Below are 17,429 nucleotides of genomic sequence, written 5' to 3' on the forward strand. Positions count from 1 at the left end.
AGATGGCAACGAAAACGTTAATAAAAATATGAGCGTAAGCAGTAACTATAATGATCTGACCGACATCGACTGGCAACGCTTAGAAGACGGCAGTTATTCACCCAGCAGTTATATCAACCGAGATCTGTCCTTATTACAGTTTCATCTGCGTGTATTGGCGCAGGCAGCCAGTCCTCGTCACCCACTGCTTGAGCGCTTGTTTTTTCTCATTATTTTTTCATCGAATCTCGACGAATTCTTTGAGATTCGTGTTGCAGGTATCATGCAAAAGCTCAATATCGGTGACGTATCGACCAGTGCGCATGGTATGCGTCCAAGCGAGGTGTTAAACGAGATCTCTGCGATCACTCACGACGCTATCAATGAGCAATATCGCATTCTGAATGAAGATATTTTGCCCGCTCTTGCGCTCGAGGATATCCGCTACCTAAAACGTGATGAGCTCAATGCCGAGCAGTCTGCATGGATGAAGCGTTATTTTACCGAGCAAGTCGTGCCAGTATTGACACCGATTAGCATTGATCCTGCGCATCCATTCCCGCGTTTGGTCAATAAAAGCTTAAACTTTATTGCCACATTAGAAGGCAAAGATGCTTTTGGCCGCGACATCAATTTGGCGATTGTTCCAGCGCCGCGCAGTCTGCCGCGTGTGATTCGTCTGCCAGATGAGCTGACGGGCGGCAAAGAGCATCATGTGATGCTGTCCGCCATCATTCATGAGCATATCGGTGAGCTGTTCCCTGGTATGAGTGTGACGGGTTGTCACCAATTCAGGCTCACGCGTAATGCAGATTTAGATCTGGCGGATGATGTAGAAGATATCGCCAAAGCGCTAGAAGGCGAGCTTGAAAACCGCCGTTTCGGTGACAAAGTCCGTCTTGAGGTCACAACCGACTGTCCAGCGCACATCAGTGAGTATCTGCTCAATGAGTTTGAGTTGCATGACAATCAGCTGTATCGTGTCAATGGCCCTGTGAATCTGACGCGCTTATTGTTTGATTTTAATATTCCGGAACTGCGTTATCAGCCATTTACTTATGCCGTGCCAAAAGCCTTTCGCCGAGAGATGGATAAATCAGATAAATCATCCAGTATGTTTGCCGCTATGCGTAAAAGCGATGTGCTCGTGCATCATCCGTTTCATGCATTTTCACCCATTATTAATCTGCTTTGGCAGGCAGCTAGCGATCCCAAAGTGTTGGCGATCAAGCAGACATTATACCGCTCAGGTACCAACTCAGAGATCGTCAAAGCGCTTGCCGCTGCCGCTCGAAATGGCAAAGAAGTCACTGCCGTCATTGAGTTGCGTGCGCGTTTTGACGAAGCTTCCAATATTGCTGTCGCCAACTATTTACAAGAAGCAGGTGCGGTTGTGGTTTATGGCATCGTCGGCTACAAGACCCATGCCAAGCTCATGCTCATCGTGCGCCGTGAAGAAGATCGAATCCGCCGCTATGTCCACCTAGGCACAGGCAACTATCATGCGGCCAATGCCAAGGTCTATACAGATTATGGCTTATTCAGTGCCGATCCTGATATCTCAGAAGATGTGCATAAGATATTTCAAGAGCTCACTGGTATGGGCAAACCTGCCAATCTCAAAAAACTGCTACATGCCCCTTTTACGTTGCACGAAAAACTAATGAGCTTTATCGATGATGAGATTGCCCATGCTAAAGCAGGCAAGCGCGCTCATATTATCGTCAAAGCCAATGCCTTGACCGAGCGGCGCCTGATCGATAAGCTGTACGACGCCTCGCAGGCAGGCGTCAAAATTGAGCTGATCCTGCGCTCTATGTGTTGCTTGCGTCCGCAAGTAAAAGGCCTATCTGAAAACATCACTGTACGCTCTATTATTGGCCGATTTTTGGAGCATACCCGTATTTATTATTTCTATAATAATGGGGATGAGCGTTTGTATTGTGGCAGCGCAGACTGGATGGATCGTAACCTGTTCCACCGCGTTGAGGTGGCCTTTCCAATCGAAAATAAGAAGCTTTTTAAGCAGATATATCAAGATGGTTTGATCAATTACTTACAAGACAACACGCAAGCGTGGACACTGGATGGCACAGGCGTTTGGCAGCAGCTTCAGCCAGCAGCAGGGGAGGTGCCACACGTTGCTCAAGAGCACTTATTGAAAGTGATTAATGGTGTTGAAGAGTCCAGCTAACTGATTGAGTGCTATCTTCATCATTTGACCAAGCACTATTTAGTCAAACACTATTTAACCAAGTATTGGTACATACCAGTGCTTGGTTTTTCTGGTTAATGCGCTGTAAAAGTTACAAACTGTGTTGTAACCTCACATTTATTCACATATTGATACGGCAGTACACTGGTGAATCTCACAGTATCCTACCTATAATTAACATCAGTTCTGGTGCAGTTTATTATTTTTATCAAAAACCTCATCACTCATCTATCTAAAAGTAACTGAACAAAAGCAACTGACTAAAAGTGGCTGAGTACATAATGATACCGCACCGGAGAAACTCTAAATTAAGTCAACAATAAAAATAAGGAATAAATCATGAGTACGACGAACAATGATACCTCAGACATCAAAAAAGCAGCAGAGCAAGCAAACGGTCAAGAGATTGAGAAAAATCTAGAAGACAACAAAAAAGTCGATGCGCCTGAATCACTAAGCGAAGAAGAGCAAACAGCGTTCATTGAGGATGACCTACGCACTGACAAATAAGAGTGTGTTTGCAGTATACGTCCAAAGCACTAATCAGATAACGATAATAAATAATGCGAAGGAGACGCCATGACCATGCCAGAAAAAAACAATACTGAAGAAAAATTCCTTGTAGAGGATCCCGCCGTTACGACGCAAGAAAATCCTCAAGGCAGCTACGAAGGCCGAAAGTACCAGCCAAATATAGATGGGCCAGAACAAGCCTCACAGGAGACAGACGAGGTCTATGTCGACCCGCGCAAAGAAGAAGATCTGCCTGCGGGTGGCAAAAACGTATCGGACCTAAATGCTTATGATCTAAGTCGAGACGACTAACAAATGATAAGCACAATATGTTATCGATACGAACAATAATTATAATAAGGACAAAACAATGGAAACCAGAGATCCTGCTTTAAGTAAAACTCGAATCGCAGAAACGGACACGCATGAAACTTTAGACAGTGCTCAAACGGTTAAAAACCATGAGGGGCTCGAAGAAAACGTCAATGAAAATAAAGGTACCGACACTTTTGAAGAGGGTATAGTAGAGTCTGAGCACGTCAATGATGGTGACAACCCAGCGCGCCAGCCCGACCGCCGCGATCAACCAGGTAATGGTTTTGATGATAATATTAATGAAAGCACCGTTACAAGCGAAGGGCCTGATAGTCAAAAAATTAACAACACGAATCGATATGCTAATGTTGATAATGCTCAGACTCGCACCTTAAATCCTGATGATAAAGACTAGACCGACAATAGAAAGCTGAGCAGAAGGCTATGATATTTGCGTAATTATCGACTGATATTTATATTATTTAGATAGCAGTTAAAGGCGCTTACAATATTGGATGAATAGTTATAATAGGGAGTAAGACAAATATGCCAAACGACAAGCCCGTCACTGATGAGTATAGTCTAAAAGATGCAGATGACAACAACGGCATCGTACCAGACGACGCTCTACAAAAAGTAAATCCAGCGGCAGCAGACAAAGCAGCAGGCGATCATGATCCGCATAATGTGGCTAAGAATGATAAACAGTACGACAGCTCATTGATGAAAGATGATAAGTAATACTATTTATATACCAGTATCTCTGATCCATAAAAGTATCGCTGATCGTCAGAAAATAATCAGCATAAATAAAGAGGCATTACCGTTGTTCAAATATAACCCCAATAACGGTAATGCCTTTTTTGTGTCTATAACCTATAGATTTCAAAGTACAAACGAATGATGCCTGTCTATTAAGCAGGCGTACCACTATGAAAGCGTAGCTCCGCGTCTGGACTGTCTATTAATTCTGCTTCTACTTCTTTAAAAAACGCAACGCGCTCATCGATATTATCATCTGATAATGACTGGGCAAGCGCAAGGTAATCCTCAAAATGGCGGCTCTCTGACTTTAGTAGATAGCGATAGTATTTTGCTAAACGCGCATCATCAATGACTTCCGCCAACGCTGCAAAACGCTCACAAGAGCGCGCTTCAATGAACGCCCCAATGATCAGTACATCGACCATCGCTGCTGGCTCATAAGTACGTTTATGTTTCAGCATGCCCTTGGCATAGCGACCTGCACTCAAATACTTCCAGTCCTGGCCGCGCTCGTTCATGATGCCAAGCACCTGCTCGTAATGCAGCATCTCTTCACGTATGAGCTGTGCCAATTTACGTTGCAAATCATAAGAGAACTCATACCGAAATATCAAATTCATCGCAGTGCCTGCGGCTTTTTTTTCGCAATTGGCATGATCCTGAATGATAAGTGGTAGGTTATCTATAGCCGCATCTACCCACGCCTGCGTCGTGCGCGCACCCAAAAAATTATAAATAGGGGATAGGTCTACCTTTATAGGAGTACGCAGATGCGTAATATCGATGCTGTCTTCCCCTACGTCCATACTGCTTTCGTCAACGACATTTACTGGTGAAAGGGGCGCTTCTTTTTCGAGGTTATCCTTATGAATATCGTAGTGGACAGTACCATGCGCTGATGATTGTAAGGACGAGAGGTCGGGCTGGTTTATAGTCATAATCTAAAAGGGCTTTTTTATAAATGAGAGTTTAAAGCAGCTAATTTGTAGATGTTTTCAAAATAATGGGCTACAGTTACTACGGCTAAGTAAGTTATCTAGATCATGGACAGTATTTAAGTATAGTAGAACCTCAATAAAATTGATACAGCATAGGAAACGCGCTTGATTAAACGCTACTTTTCTTGCTTGCTGTGACTGCGTCTCCAGAGGCTGCGAAAAATAGCGTTTAATCTTGCTATACCATTTTTATAATGGTTTCACTATATAAATATAACTATAGATGGTAATGATTCCTTACAGTTTAGTCTCAACTGAGCATTCATTAATTTCTAGATAGTATTCATGGTCTGTGAGGCTTACGTCTTATACGATATCATTATTATACAACCCCAATATTTATTTTCTAAATGGCGTTTGCTTGTTTATTTTATTATTTGATAGTAGGATGAGATTTTGCTCTTTAGTCACAGTGTCTTGCTATCAATAGCATTTAGTAGAGAATCGCAAGCATTATACCAATGACAATTCTCGTATCAAAACAGAAGATTTATACAGTCTATTTTAGGGCTGATGAAAAAATCTTTAATGGATAATTATTTATCAGCATTAAATACCATAGGTTGTCGTAGGTAGCAATGATATCTTTTATTGTATGAATAATTGTTGATAAAAATAACGAGTCTTAAATAGTCGCTGTAGCAATTTAGTATTACCAATACTCACCAATAGATAAGGATAACGACATGGGCCAGTCTTCTAACGCCAATCGCATTCAAAAAGGCATTCTTGCCATCGACCAACAGTTGTATGACTTTATTGAAAACGAAGTGCTGCCAAAAGTCGGTGTGGATTCAGACAGTTATTGGTCAGGTTTTGAAAAAGTCATCAAAGAGTTCACGCCGCGCAACAAAGCGCTGCTTGCGACTCGTGACAGCATTCAAGCGCAAATCGATCAATGGCATCTAGACAATCCTGCCAAAGAAGGTGAGATTGACTTCCCAGCTTACAAGGCTTTTTTGCAAGAAATTGGCTATTTGTTACCAGAAGGCGATGACTTTACGGTAAGCACCCAAAACGTCGATGACGAGATTGCTCATATTGCAGGTCCACAGCTAGTCGTCCCCGTACGCAACGCGCGCTATGCGCTAAATGCCACCAACGCCCGTTGGGGTAGCTTGTACGATGCTTTATATGGCACCGATGTCATCAGCGATGAAAATGGTCAAGAAGCAGGCAGCAGCTATAATCCCACGCGCGGCGCGGCCGTTGTCGCTTATGCCAAAGCCTTTTTGGACGAGCATTTTGCGCTAGCCTCAGGCTCTTATACCGATGTCACAGGCTTTAAAGTCGTCGATGGCAAGCTGGAAGTCAAGCTGGGCGATAGTAGCACTGAGCTAAAAGACGCCGAAAAATTCGTCGGTTATGTCGGCGAGGCAGATAGCCCCTCTGGTATTTTGCTCAAAAACAATGGCCTACACGCAGAGATTCAAATCGATACCAGTCATCCAGTAGGTAAAGATGACCCAGCAAACATCAAAGACGTACTATTAGAGTCTGCCATTACCGCGATTCAAGACTGCGAAGATTCAATCGCTGCGGTCGATGCCGAAGAAAAAGTCGAAGTGTATCGCAATTGGCTAGGTTTGATGAACGGCGATCTACAAGAGACCTTTGAAAAAGGTGGCAAAACCCGTACTCGCAAACAAAACCCAGATCGTGAATATAATACACCTGATGGCGGTAAGCTGATTTTGCCAGGTCGTTCGCTACTCTTGATTCGTAACGTGGGTCATCTCATGCAGAACCCCGCAATTTTGGTTGATTTAGGCAATGGCCAAGAGCAAATATTTGAAGGCTTAATGGATGGTTTAATCACACCATTATTATCACTCAATGATATCAAAGGCAAAAACGAGCTATCAAACTCACGCCAAGGCTCTATGTATATTGTGAAGCCAAAAATGCATGGCCCTGAAGAAGTTAAAATGGCCAATGATTTGTTCAACGCATCAGAGGACTTATTGGGTCTAGAGCGTAATACGCTCAAAATCGGTATCATGGACGAAGAGCGCCGTACCACAGTCAATCTGAAAGAAGCGATTCGCCAAGCAAAAGAGCGTGTTATCTTTATTAATACAGGTTTCTTAGATCGTACGGGTGATGAGATGCATACCAGTATGAATGCCGGTCCGTTCGTGCCAAAAGGCGACATGAAGTCGCAAGCATGGCTACCTGCGTATGAGCAGTGGAACGTTGATATCGGTCTAGAGACTGGTCTGCAAGGTCATGCTCAAATTGGTAAAGGTATGTGGGCAAAACCTGATGAGATGAAAGAGATGATGGACACCAAAGCGGCTCATCCGAAATCTGGTGCCAGTACGGCTTGGGTACCCTCACCAACGGGCGCTACCTTGCACAGCATACACTATCATCAAGTTAGCGTGGCCGATGTACAAGATACGCTTAAATCACGTGAGCGTGCGAGCTTAGATGATATTTTGACCATTCCATTGGCAAAAAATACCAATTGGACAGAAGAAGAGAAGCAGCAAGAGCTTGAAAATAATGCTCAAGGTATCTTAGGGTATGTGGTACGTTGGGTAAACCAAGGCGTAGGCTGTTCCAAAGTACCTGATATCAATGATGTTGGCTTGATGGAAGATCGTGCTACCTTACGTATCTCTAGCCAGCATATTGCCAATTGGTTACATCATGATGTGGTAAGCGAGCAGCAAGTGATGGACACAATGAAACGTATGGCAAAAGTCGTCGATGAGCAAAATGCAGGCGATAGTGATTACCAGCCAATGGCAGATAACTTTGATAACTCTTATGCATTTAAAGCAGCCTGTGATTTGGTCTTTAAAGGACGCGCGCAACCTAGCGGCTATACTGAACCATTGTTGCATCAAGCGCGCCTTGATCTAAAAGCCAATGCTTAGAGAGGCCGGCTTAGCAATGGGTATTTTAGCGTATGCTGAAGTCTAAGGTGTAGTATCTAATCTTGCTCGTTTGTAACGCTAAATATGTCATAAATACGTTGGTCGATTCTTCATAAGCGCTATTTATTTATCAATGGATAGCGCTATTTCTTGGGCAATTATTTTGTTTTTATTAAAATATTTTAATACTATAAGTAATGATATTAATCAATAAAAGCGCTATCTGCTTGAGTAGATAGTGCTTTTTTTTGTAGCTATTTGGATTTTATAGGTGACTTGTCATTTGATACTGGGGGTATCGAAAAAGCGAAAAAATATGTTGCAAATTATGTCAAAGTTGTTATGCTTGTACTCGAAGTATGAGTTTGGTAACGGATGTTACGCAGTAGGACGCATAAGACTTAAGTTTACATGGCAGTTACGTTTTTAATCCCAGTTATGTGAGTCATGGTTTTTTATCTTAACTGTAATAGAAATTCGCCATACTTGTTTCTGACTAAACTTGGTAGCCAGTTACACATTATATCTTTGAGGATTTGTGACGATACCATTATGGGCGCCAGCTAATAATGGCTTGCTCATTACTACAATTGTAAAGTGGAGATACCCCATGAAAAAGTTACTTTTAGCTACAGCAATCGCAGCCCTATCTGTATCTGCCGCACAGGCAGCACCTACCGTTTATGGTAAAGTATTCGTTACTACTGATTACGTTAATGCTGAAATTGATGGTCAGAATATGGATAATAATAACAGAATTAATGAAGACAACGGTTCATTACAAGTTAATTCTAATATTTCACGTTTAGGCTTCAGAGGCTCTGAAGCGATAACGGCCAACACTGACGTAATTTACCAATTAGAGTACGGCGTTAAAGTTGATGATAGTGGTAGCGATAACATTGGCTTCAAAAGCCGTGACACTTATCTTGGTCTAGTAAACAAAGACTTCGGTCAGTTCCGTTTTGGTCGTAACTACACAGTCATTGACTATATCAATAACGTATCAGTTAATGAAGGTTATTGGGATAATCTTGGCTCTAGTACTCTGAACAACAACGACAGCTTTGCTAATATTTTGACCCCGACCGTTGGTAACCGTATCAACAACTCTATCATCTGGTTTGCTCCTAAATACAACGATCTACCATTAGCGCTTGCGCTGATGTATGGTGCTGATGAAGACTTTATATCTGAGAGTGGTCGTGACGCAGGCTATGGTGCCTCATTGATGTTTGATCCAGGTACAGGCATTACCGCTGGTATTGCTTATGAGCAAGACATGAGTGTTAGTGGTGATATTATCCGTGGCAGTGCTAGCGTCGATTTAGGTAAATATATCGCAGCTCCTGTAAAGTTAGGCGTTCTATATCAAGAAGCTGACTATGCCGGTACTACTACTGCAACAGAGGACGGTTTAGTGGTGAGTGCTGAAATGGGTCTTTCGAATTTTGCCCGTCCAGCCTCTGTTTATATTCAGTATGACAAAACCGACAATATCAGTGGTCTTGAGAATAATGACTCAAATCAAGTCGTTGTAGGTGGCAAATATGCGTTTAAAAATAATATGATCGCTCATGCCTATGCTGGTCTAAATTCAGCGGAATTAAACAATGGTCGTTTTGGTTCGAGAGACGAAGACGGCAATGTTAATGAAATCGACTTACGTGGTGATATTGATGTACTCGCTATCGGTGGCGGTCTAGAATACTTATTCTAGTCTAACCATTAGAATCTAAATAAAAAACTCATCCTTCGGGGTGGGTTTTTTTGTTTTGTAATCAATACTGTGTCTTGAACAACAGCGTGTCTTAAATAACAGAATCCGTAAAATTAATAATAACATTTGTGTAAATTTTGGTTTTTTCACCTTACTGTAATATTTGGTTGGTAAAGTTGTGTCTAAGTAATGCTTCTAGCTCATATATATAAATGTTCTATAGGGTAGTCACCCTGCCATTATATATCTAATGATCTTAGACCATTTATCACTCAAATCGTAAAGTGGAGATATCCTTTGAAAAAATTACTTTTAGCCACAGCCGTCGCTGCACTTTCAGTTTCTGCTGCCCATGCTGCTCCAACTGTATATGGTAAAGCATTTTTAACCTTAGATTATGTTAGTACAGACTACGATGCAGCTAACAAGACAGATGAAGATACATTTAAACTTAACTCTAATCAATCACGTATCGGTTTTAAAGGTGACGACGATTTAACTGATACCACTAAACTTATTTATCAATTAGAATATCAAATCTACCATGATGACGATAGCCAACAGTTTAGATCACGTAATACTTATGTAGGCTTAGCCCACAACACTTTAGGTACTGTACTAGCGGGACGCCATGATACCCCATTGAAACTTGCACAAAACAAAGTTGACGTGTTTAATGATAGCTTATTTGATATTAAAAATGCGGGTGTTTCAGGTGAATACCGTGCTAACAATATGGTGGCCTATCAATCACCTGTTATTGTCGGTATGCCAGTGAGTTTTATGGCAGCTACCGCATTATCAGAAACTGATGCCGACGGTGATATTCTCGTTTCCGCAGCATCTGGTACGAAGCCTGCAGTCTATCGTGATAGAAAAGTAAAAGATAACGGTTATTCTGCTTTATTAGCCTATGACAAAAATGGTGTTTATCTAGCCGGTGCTTATGACAAAGACATGGGTGCTAACAATGTAAATACTGGCGTGATTGATAATACGTGGCGTTTGGTTGCTGGTTTAGATATGGGCAAAATGAATATGGTTTCGGGCTTAACTTTAGGTGCTCTATACCAACAAAGCCAATACTACGATAATTATAGCATCGTTAACAACAACCGCGTTAACAAAGCCAGTGAAGATGAAAAATCTTGGCTAATTAGTGGTAAATATAAAGTTGGTGCAACACCTTGGGCAGTTAAAGCACAGTATGTTAATACCACTGACGAAAAAGGCGTAAAAGATGCTGATGTAAATGAAATCGCAGTTGGTGGAGAATATGCATTCAATAAAGCGACCACGGGTCATATTTATGCAGGGCAAATCAGCCGTGACAATAACAAAGATGACTTGATTGTAGGTACGGGTATTGAATACAAATTCTAATCTAAACATTAGAAAACGTATTATAAAAAACTCATCCTTCGGGGTGAGTTTTTTTGTTGTGACCTTTTTAAAGCCGCAGTGGGTTATAATAGCTACGTATTTACGATGATTACGCACTTATGACAATTAAGCGTTAAAAACTGAGTGTTTTAAAGAGTTTGCGCTTTTGCCCTATATTTTGTAGCGTATTTTTAGTAAAATCCTTCTTTACCAATTACCGACAGAGTACTATGACCAAGTTTATATTTGTGACCGGTGGGGTAGTGTCCTCACTAGGAAAAGGTATCACCGCAGCCTCTCTTGCAGCGGTCTTAGAAGCACGTGGCGTGACTGTCACGATGACCAAAATGGATCCGTATATTAACGTCGATCCAGGTACGATGAGTCCGTTTCAGCATGGTGAGGTGTTCGTCACCGAAGATGGCGCAGAGACAGATTTGGATTTGGGTTATTATGAGCGTTTTTTACGTCACTCAAAAATGAGTAAAAGTAATAACTTCACCAGTGGCCGTATTTATCAAAATGTTTTAAATAAAGAACGTCGCGGTGAATACCTTGGCGGTACGGTACAGGTTATTCCGCATATTACCGATGAAATCAAAAACAAAATCCTCGCGAGCGGCGAAGGATATGATATTGCTATTATTGAGATTGGCGGTACCGTCGGTGATATCGAATCCCTTCCTTTTATGGAAGCTGTCCGTCAGATGCAAGTAGAGCTGGGGCGCAATCGTGCCATGCTGATGCATCTTACTTTAGTACCTTATATTGCCAGTGCCGGTGAGACCAAAACCAAGCCGACACAGCACTCTGTAAAAGAGCTACGCTCAATCGGTCTACAGCCTGACATCTTAATCTGCCGCTCTGATCATCATATCTCACAAGATAACCGTCGCAAGATTGCGCTATTCACCAATGTAGAAGAGCGTGCCGTTATCATGTGTGAAGATGCACAAAGTATCTATCAGATCCCGCGCACGCTACATGAGCAAGACCTTGATGATCTCATCTGTGAGCGTTTCGGTCTTGATGTGCCCGAAGCGGATTTGAGCGATTGGGATAAAGTGGTTGAAGCCCAGCTAAATCCTGAAGGAACAGTGACAGTTGCGATGGTTGGCAAATACGTTGAGCTACCAGATGCTTATAAGTCGATCAACGAAGCATTGCTACACGCAGGTATCACGCATAAAGTCGATGTCAAAATCGACTACATCGATGCTGAGCGTTTAGAAGATGACGACACTCTACTAGCGCAGCTAAAAGAAGCCAATGCTATCTTAGTACCAGGCGGTTTTGGTGAGCGCGGTACGATGGGTAAAATAAAAGCCATCACCTATGCTCGTGAAAATAATGTGCCGTATCTAGGTATTTGCCTTGGTATGCAGCTGGCCGTGATAGAGTATGCGCGCAATGTACTGAATATCAATGCCAACTCTTCTGAGTTTGATCGTAAGACAGCTGAGCCTATCATTGGGCTTATCACCGAATGGTTAGATGAGCGCGGCGAGCTACAGATTCGTAGCGATGACTCAGACCTCGGCGGTACCATGCGCCTAGGCGCGCAGCAAGCAGAGCTGGTTTCTGGTAGCAAGCTTGCTCAGATTTATGGTGCTAACAATATCACTGAGCGCCATCGCCATCGTTATGAGATGAATAACCGTTATATTGAGCCATTAGAGCAAGCGGGTATGACTATATCTGGTTATTCTGCCAAGCAGCATTTGGTAGAGTCGGTAGAGATTAGCGAGCATCCATGGTTTGTTGCTGTACAGTTCCATCCTGAATTTACTAGCTCACCACGCGGTGGTCATCCACTGTTTAATAGTTTTGTCAAAGCGGCGAAGAACCATAGCGAAGCAAAATAGTCTTCATAATAGAGTAACTCTATATAATGTAGTGTAAAGTAAAAGTATTTATTATAAAAAAGACTGATCTTCGGATTGGTCTTTTTTTTGCTCAACTCAGGTTGTTTGTTGTTATTAACGAGTCAATATCCTCATTAATAATCTCTAATTACGCTTGCATACTTTTTTTAATCAGGCTATCGGTTACAATATGGGATGGAGATATTAATAACAAAATAAGAGGTAGTGGCTAAATGGAAAACCTATTAACGGCGCAATCACACATTGCACTTAACACGCCTAATAATAAGACGATCAACATTGGTAATGATCAACCCTTTGTATTATTTGGTGGGATGAACGTCTTAGAATCTAAAGAGTTGGCGTTTGAGATTGCTGAGCAATACGTTGAGATATGTGAGCGCTTGGGTATCGGCTATGTGTTTAAAGCGAGTTTTGATAAAGCCAACCGCTCAAGCCTGCATTCATACCGAGGGCCGGGACTCGCGCAAGGTATCGATTGGCTCGGGCAAATCAAAGAAAAATTCCAAGTACCGATTATCACTGATGTACATGAACCTCATCAAGCAGCACCAGTCGCTGAAGTTGCTGATATTATCCAGTTGCCAGCTTTTTTGTCACGTCAGACGGACTTGGTTCATGCGATGGCAAAGACAAACGCGATTATTAATATCAAAAAGGCACAGTTTTTGGCGCCGCATGAGATGCGACATATTGTCAATAAGTGTCTAGAAGGCGGTAATGATAAGCTGATACTTTGTGAGCGTGGCAGCGCCTTTGGTTATAACAACTTAGTCGTTGATATGCTCGGATTTGATACCATGAAGCAGATGGATATCCCCGTATTCTTTGACGTGACACATAGCTTGCAGCAGCCAGGCGCGCGTAGTGACAGTGCAGGTGGGCGCCGTGAGCAGATTACGACACTGGCACGTGCTGGTATGGCGACAGGATTGGCAGGGCTTTTCTTAGAGGCGCACCCAAATCCAGAAACGGCGAAATGTGATGGGCCATGTGCGCTGCGCATGAGCCAGCTAGAGCCGTTTTTGCGTCAGCTTAAGCAAATTGATGATTTGGTCAAAGGCTTTGAGACATTAGATACTCATTGATATTATAAATGATAAGAGGGTGATGCAATGGCGATTCAAACCGCACAAGTCAGTATAGAAAATATCGACGATGAAGATGGTCTAGATAGTGTAATGACCGCTCTTAAGAATATCTCAGGCGTGACTGCTATCGATCTAGATCCTGTGCATGATGTTGCAACGGTCAGTTATGATGATACGGATACGAGTATTCATGCTTTGACGGCGGCGATTAGTATGGTTGATTATGTGACTCAGCCATTTCCTATCGATGCGCCGCAAAATCCGCATCATAGAGACTAAGATATATGGACGATCTGAATGCTACATAAGCAATGAGTAGCGTTCAGGTTTTTATTAAGAAGTTCCTGTCTTGTTAATAGCATCTCGTTAATAAAGTAACAACCAAAGTGTCTTGCTGTCGCTGATGATAGGGCTTATGCTTGTTTAGTGGTACTTTGATAGGTTTTGAGAAGTAAATATTGAAGAACAGCTATCAAGGCTACTTTTCACTAATAAAAATAAGGAGCTAACCATGGCAAGCCAAACACGTATTATTCAAATTGATGGCATGACTTGCAGCGGCTGTGTGGCAAGTGTACATACTGCTACTGCCGACATCGACGGTTTAGATACGATCACCGTTGATCTAGCTGACAATCTAGCGACGGTCACCTTTGATGATAGCAAAACCAGTGCAGAAGCGATTGCTTCGGCCATTGATGAGGCTGGATTTGAGGCGACTGTCGCTAATTCATAAATGTCGTCATCTATCTACAAAACCAGCTACCATGTTATTACTGGCATGTTAGCTGGTTTTTTAATGGTTAAAAATTCTGACTATAGATTACGTCCATGGCTGTCCTAGTTTGCTGCTATTTACTAAATGATTGAGGCTTACTTGAATAGATGATGGTTGTGACCATCTAATAGGTGCTACCTGAATATATTGCAATATGTCTGTCTATAATAACTGGGTAGCCTAAACAGCGTATTCATACTGATTGTTATCGTGTTTTACTTGTTTCATTTGATTTTTTTGTCAATCCACTGATATTTTATTATGGCTTCTATGAGTATATAGACGCTATAAAGAGTTATTTTTATGAATGATACTACCCGTACCACTAGTGATGGATCCTACGATGTCGAGACTGACATTCAATCAAATACGCCACTTGCACCGCAACGTGCGCATCTGCAATTGGCGATTGATGGCATGACGTGTCAGGCCTGTGCTTCACGAATCGAAAAGGTGCTGAATAAAAAGCCTTCGGTGTATGAAGTGAGTGTGAATTTTGCTGGTGAGACGGCAAATGTAGATTATGATCCGACGCAAACGACGCCAGAACAGGTCACAGAATGGGTAAACAAGACGGGTTTTGTTGCCAATCTACAGGCCAGCGACAGTTTATTTGCAAAAACAGATGAAGACACAGCCACCCAATATCCATGGCGATTGATTGGTTTATGGTTGTGTTTGGTGCCATTTTTGGTGGGTATGGCAGGCATGTTGGTGGGTGCTGGGATGGCGTGGATGCCGCCCATTTGGATTCAGTTTATTTTAGCGACGATTGTACAGTTTGGCTTTGCGTTACCATTCTATAAGAGCGCATGGGCATCCATCAAAGGCGGTCTTGCCAATATGGATGTACTGGTGGTGATTGGTACCGTGACGATATGGGCATATTCGGCTTATCTGTGGCTTACTCATGGCGATGGCACTTTGGGGAGCCTCTTGCAAAGTGGACACATGGGCGGACACGGTGCTAGTAATAGCCCAGCCGTATATTTTGAAGCAGGGGTGATGGTCATTGCGTTTGTGCGGACTGGTAAATACTTAGAGGAACGTACCAAGAAGCATAGCCTCAACAGCATTGATTTATTATTGTCATTAACGCCTGATGAAGTCGAGCAGCAGCAGCCAAATGGTGATTTTCACTCTATTGCACTGTCTGATGTACAAGTAGGTGACATCCTACGTGCCAAGCAAGGTAGCCGTATCGCGACCGATGGCATCGTCACAGATGGTAGCGGCTGGTGCGTGGAGAGTCACTTAACAGGTGAGTCAATTGCCCTTAAAAAAGAAGTGGGCGATGGATTACTGGCAGGTGCTTTGGTGGAGAATGGTAGTTTGCTCTATCGCGTCAGTGCCAAGGGTAGTGACACCAAGCTGGGCGATATGGTACAAGCATTGAGTGATGCGCAAGGCTCAAAAGCTAACTTGGCAAGATTGGCGGATAGAGTGACTGCTGTGTTTGTGCCAATCGTGGTCACTATTGCGTTGGTTACTTTTGGCCTAACATGGTGGCTGACTGGTATGGTCGATACTGCCTTGATGCACGCCGTATCAGTATTGGTCATTGCATGCCCTTGTGCCCTTGGTTTGGCCACACCAGCAGCTATCATGGCGGGTATGGGGGTTGCGGCGCGTCATGGCGTGTGGTTCAAAGACGCGCAAAGTCTCGAGGCGGCAGGGAATATTGACACGGTGGTGCTCGATAAGACAGGCACGCTGACCATTGGCAGACCCACTATCGTCGATCATGTCATGATGGATAAGTCGATCGCTGTTAATGATGTCTTGCAGATCGCCGCCAGTGTCGAAGCACATGCCAGTCATCCATTGGCAACTGCTTTGACCAACGCGGCTAAAGAGCGTCAGCTGTCTTTGTTCGATGTGACTGATATCAGTGTGATAAAAGGATCTGGTATACAGGCAAACATCGAAGGACTTGGACGAGTAAACGTCGGGACGGCTGAATTTGCTAATATGACGTTACCTAAGCTGATGCCAAAAGTATGGCAAATTGCCAGTACCGTTGCCATTAGTATCAATGATGAGCCACTAGGCGCATTTGCCTTAGCAGATGACTTGAAAGCGGATACCCCGCAAGCAATCACTGCGCTACAAAATGCGGGTATTAATGTGATCTTGATGAGTGGTGATAAGCAGTCGGTCGTCGATCATGTGGCAGGGCAGCTGGGTATTGAAAAAGCTTACGGCAAAATGAGTCCACGCGATAAGGCCAGTCAAATTGCACGGCTGCAAACTGCTGGTCATAAGGTGGCGATGGCAGGAGACGGGGTCAATGATGCGCCAGCGATGGCCACTGCCGATGCCAGCTTTGCAATGTTTGAGGGAACAGATGTCGCGCAGCACAGCGCTTCTGCCCGTCTAATGGGCGAGTCGCTCATGCATATTGATGCGGCGCAGAAGATTGCCCAAGCAACGCTACGCAATATTAAACAAAATCTGTTTTTTGCTTTCATTTATAACTGCCTTGGTATCCCGCTTGCCGCTTTGGGCTTCTTAAATCCGATGATTGCAGCAGCAGCGATGGCACTCAGCTCCATCTCAGTTTTGATGAATGCATTACGCTTGACACGATTTAAGACAGAGGTTGCGCTTGAGAATACGGTATCTGACCCGCACACCAATGAAACGCGTTTAGCGAAATAATAATTGCTGTATTAGCACTGATATTTCATCAACGTAGACCAAACGAGTATTTGAGATATACCTATCTATGATGATATTTATGACCGCAAGTCAGTGTAAGATAAGGGAAGTTTGGTAAAATATATGCTATGATGCCAAGCACGATAGCCAACCGTTAATCTGTTCAATAAGCCTTCCTTCATATGCAAATACAGCCATATGGCAGAAAGGCTTGAAGGGATTCTAGGTATATTGGCTATA

14 protein-coding genes are annotated in these 17,429 nt (G+C 43.0%); 13 read left to right on the forward strand and 1 reads right to left on the reverse strand.

What is annotated here, in order from left to right; translation table 11 throughout:
- The first annotated feature begins 28 nt into the window (after window positions 1–28).
- From ppk1 to PSBA01_RS08490, 5 genes are all read left to right on the forward strand, one after another.
- Entirely contained in the window at window positions 29–2,173 is a 2,145-nt protein-coding gene (gene ppk1, locus PSBA01_RS08470; protein ID WP_228724677.1) for a polyphosphate kinase 1, read from the forward strand.
- Window positions 2,174–2,533: 360 nt separating this feature from the next.
- Complete coding sequence (locus tag PSBA01_RS08475) at window positions 2,534–2,704, forward strand: hypothetical protein (protein WP_167337591.1); 171 nt, start codon at window positions 2,534–2,536, stop codon at window positions 2,702–2,704.
- A 69-nt stretch (window positions 2,705–2,773) separates the two neighbouring features.
- Window positions 2,774–3,019 carry a hypothetical protein gene (locus PSBA01_RS08480; protein ID WP_186473903.1) on the forward strand — a complete coding sequence of 82 codons (246 nt, stop codon included), beginning with the start codon at window positions 2,774–2,776 and terminating at the stop codon, window positions 3,017–3,019.
- A 58-nt stretch (window positions 3,020–3,077) separates the two neighbouring features.
- Window positions 3,078–3,437: a hypothetical protein gene (locus tag PSBA01_RS08485; RefSeq protein ID WP_186473904.1), complete on the forward strand. Its 360-nt coding sequence runs from the start codon at window positions 3,078–3,080 to the stop codon at window positions 3,435–3,437.
- Window positions 3,438–3,568: 131 nt separating this feature from the next.
- A complete protein-coding gene (locus PSBA01_RS08490; RefSeq protein WP_186473906.1) occupies window positions 3,569–3,763 on the forward strand; it encodes a hypothetical protein in 195 nt (64 codons plus the stop codon).
- A 173-nt stretch (window positions 3,764–3,936) separates the two neighbouring features.
- Here PSBA01_RS08490 and PSBA01_RS08495 read toward each other — a convergent pair whose 3' ends face one another.
- Window positions 3,937–4,593 (reverse strand): tRNA-(ms[2]io[6]A)-hydroxylase, encoded by a 657-nt coding sequence (locus PSBA01_RS08495; protein WP_186475492.1) that lies wholly within the window; start codon window positions 4,591–4,593, stop codon window positions 3,937–3,939.
- A gap of 878 nt (window positions 4,594–5,471) precedes the next feature.
- On the opposite strand from PSBA01_RS08495, the gene PSBA01_RS08500 reads away from it, so the two are divergent.
- The 8 genes from PSBA01_RS08500 to PSBA01_RS08535 all read left to right on the forward strand — a co-directional run bounded on the left by PSBA01_RS08500 (window position 5,472) and on the right by PSBA01_RS08535 (window position 17,189).
- Complete coding sequence (locus PSBA01_RS08500) at window positions 5,472–7,670, forward strand: malate synthase G (protein WP_186473908.1); 2,199 nt, start codon at window positions 5,472–5,474, stop codon at window positions 7,668–7,670.
- A gap of 610 nt (window positions 7,671–8,280) precedes the next feature.
- Complete coding sequence (locus PSBA01_RS08505; protein ID WP_071002135.1) at window positions 8,281–9,390, forward strand: porin; 1,110 nt, start codon at window positions 8,281–8,283, stop codon at window positions 9,388–9,390.
- Between the two features lie 297 nt (window positions 9,391–9,687).
- Complete coding sequence (locus PSBA01_RS08510) at window positions 9,688–10,773, forward strand: porin (protein WP_134292215.1); 1,086 nt, start codon at window positions 9,688–9,690, stop codon at window positions 10,771–10,773.
- Between the two features lie 230 nt (window positions 10,774–11,003).
- Window positions 11,004–12,638: a CTP synthase gene (locus PSBA01_RS08515; RefSeq protein WP_058024094.1), complete on the forward strand. Its 1,635-nt coding sequence runs from the start codon at window positions 11,004–11,006 to the stop codon at window positions 12,636–12,638.
- Window positions 12,639–12,871: 233 nt separating this feature from the next.
- Window positions 12,872–13,747, forward strand: a complete 876-nt coding sequence (gene kdsA / locus PSBA01_RS08520) for a 3-deoxy-8-phosphooctulonate synthase (RefSeq protein ID WP_093071247.1) — start codon at window positions 12,872–12,874, stop codon at window positions 13,745–13,747.
- 27 nt (window positions 13,748–13,774) lie between these two features.
- Window positions 13,775–14,029, forward strand: coding sequence for a heavy-metal-associated domain-containing protein (locus tag PSBA01_RS08525; RefSeq protein ID WP_093071246.1), 255 nt, complete (start codon window positions 13,775–13,777; stop codon window positions 14,027–14,029).
- A 232-nt stretch (window positions 14,030–14,261) separates the two neighbouring features.
- Complete coding sequence (locus tag PSBA01_RS08530; protein WP_071002129.1) at window positions 14,262–14,486, forward strand: heavy-metal-associated domain-containing protein; 225 nt, start codon at window positions 14,262–14,264, stop codon at window positions 14,484–14,486.
- A 345-nt stretch (window positions 14,487–14,831) separates the two neighbouring features.
- On the forward strand, window positions 14,832–17,189 hold the full coding sequence (locus tag PSBA01_RS08535; protein ID WP_186473910.1) for a heavy metal translocating P-type ATPase: 2,358 nt from the start codon (window positions 14,832–14,834) through the stop codon (window positions 17,187–17,189).
- Window positions 17,190–17,429 lie beyond the last annotated feature (240 nt).

It is taken from the genome of Psychrobacter sp. KCTC 72983 (assembly GCF_014280455.1).
Taxonomy (GTDB): Bacteria; Pseudomonadota; Gammaproteobacteria; order Pseudomonadales; family Moraxellaceae; genus Psychrobacter; species Psychrobacter pacificensis.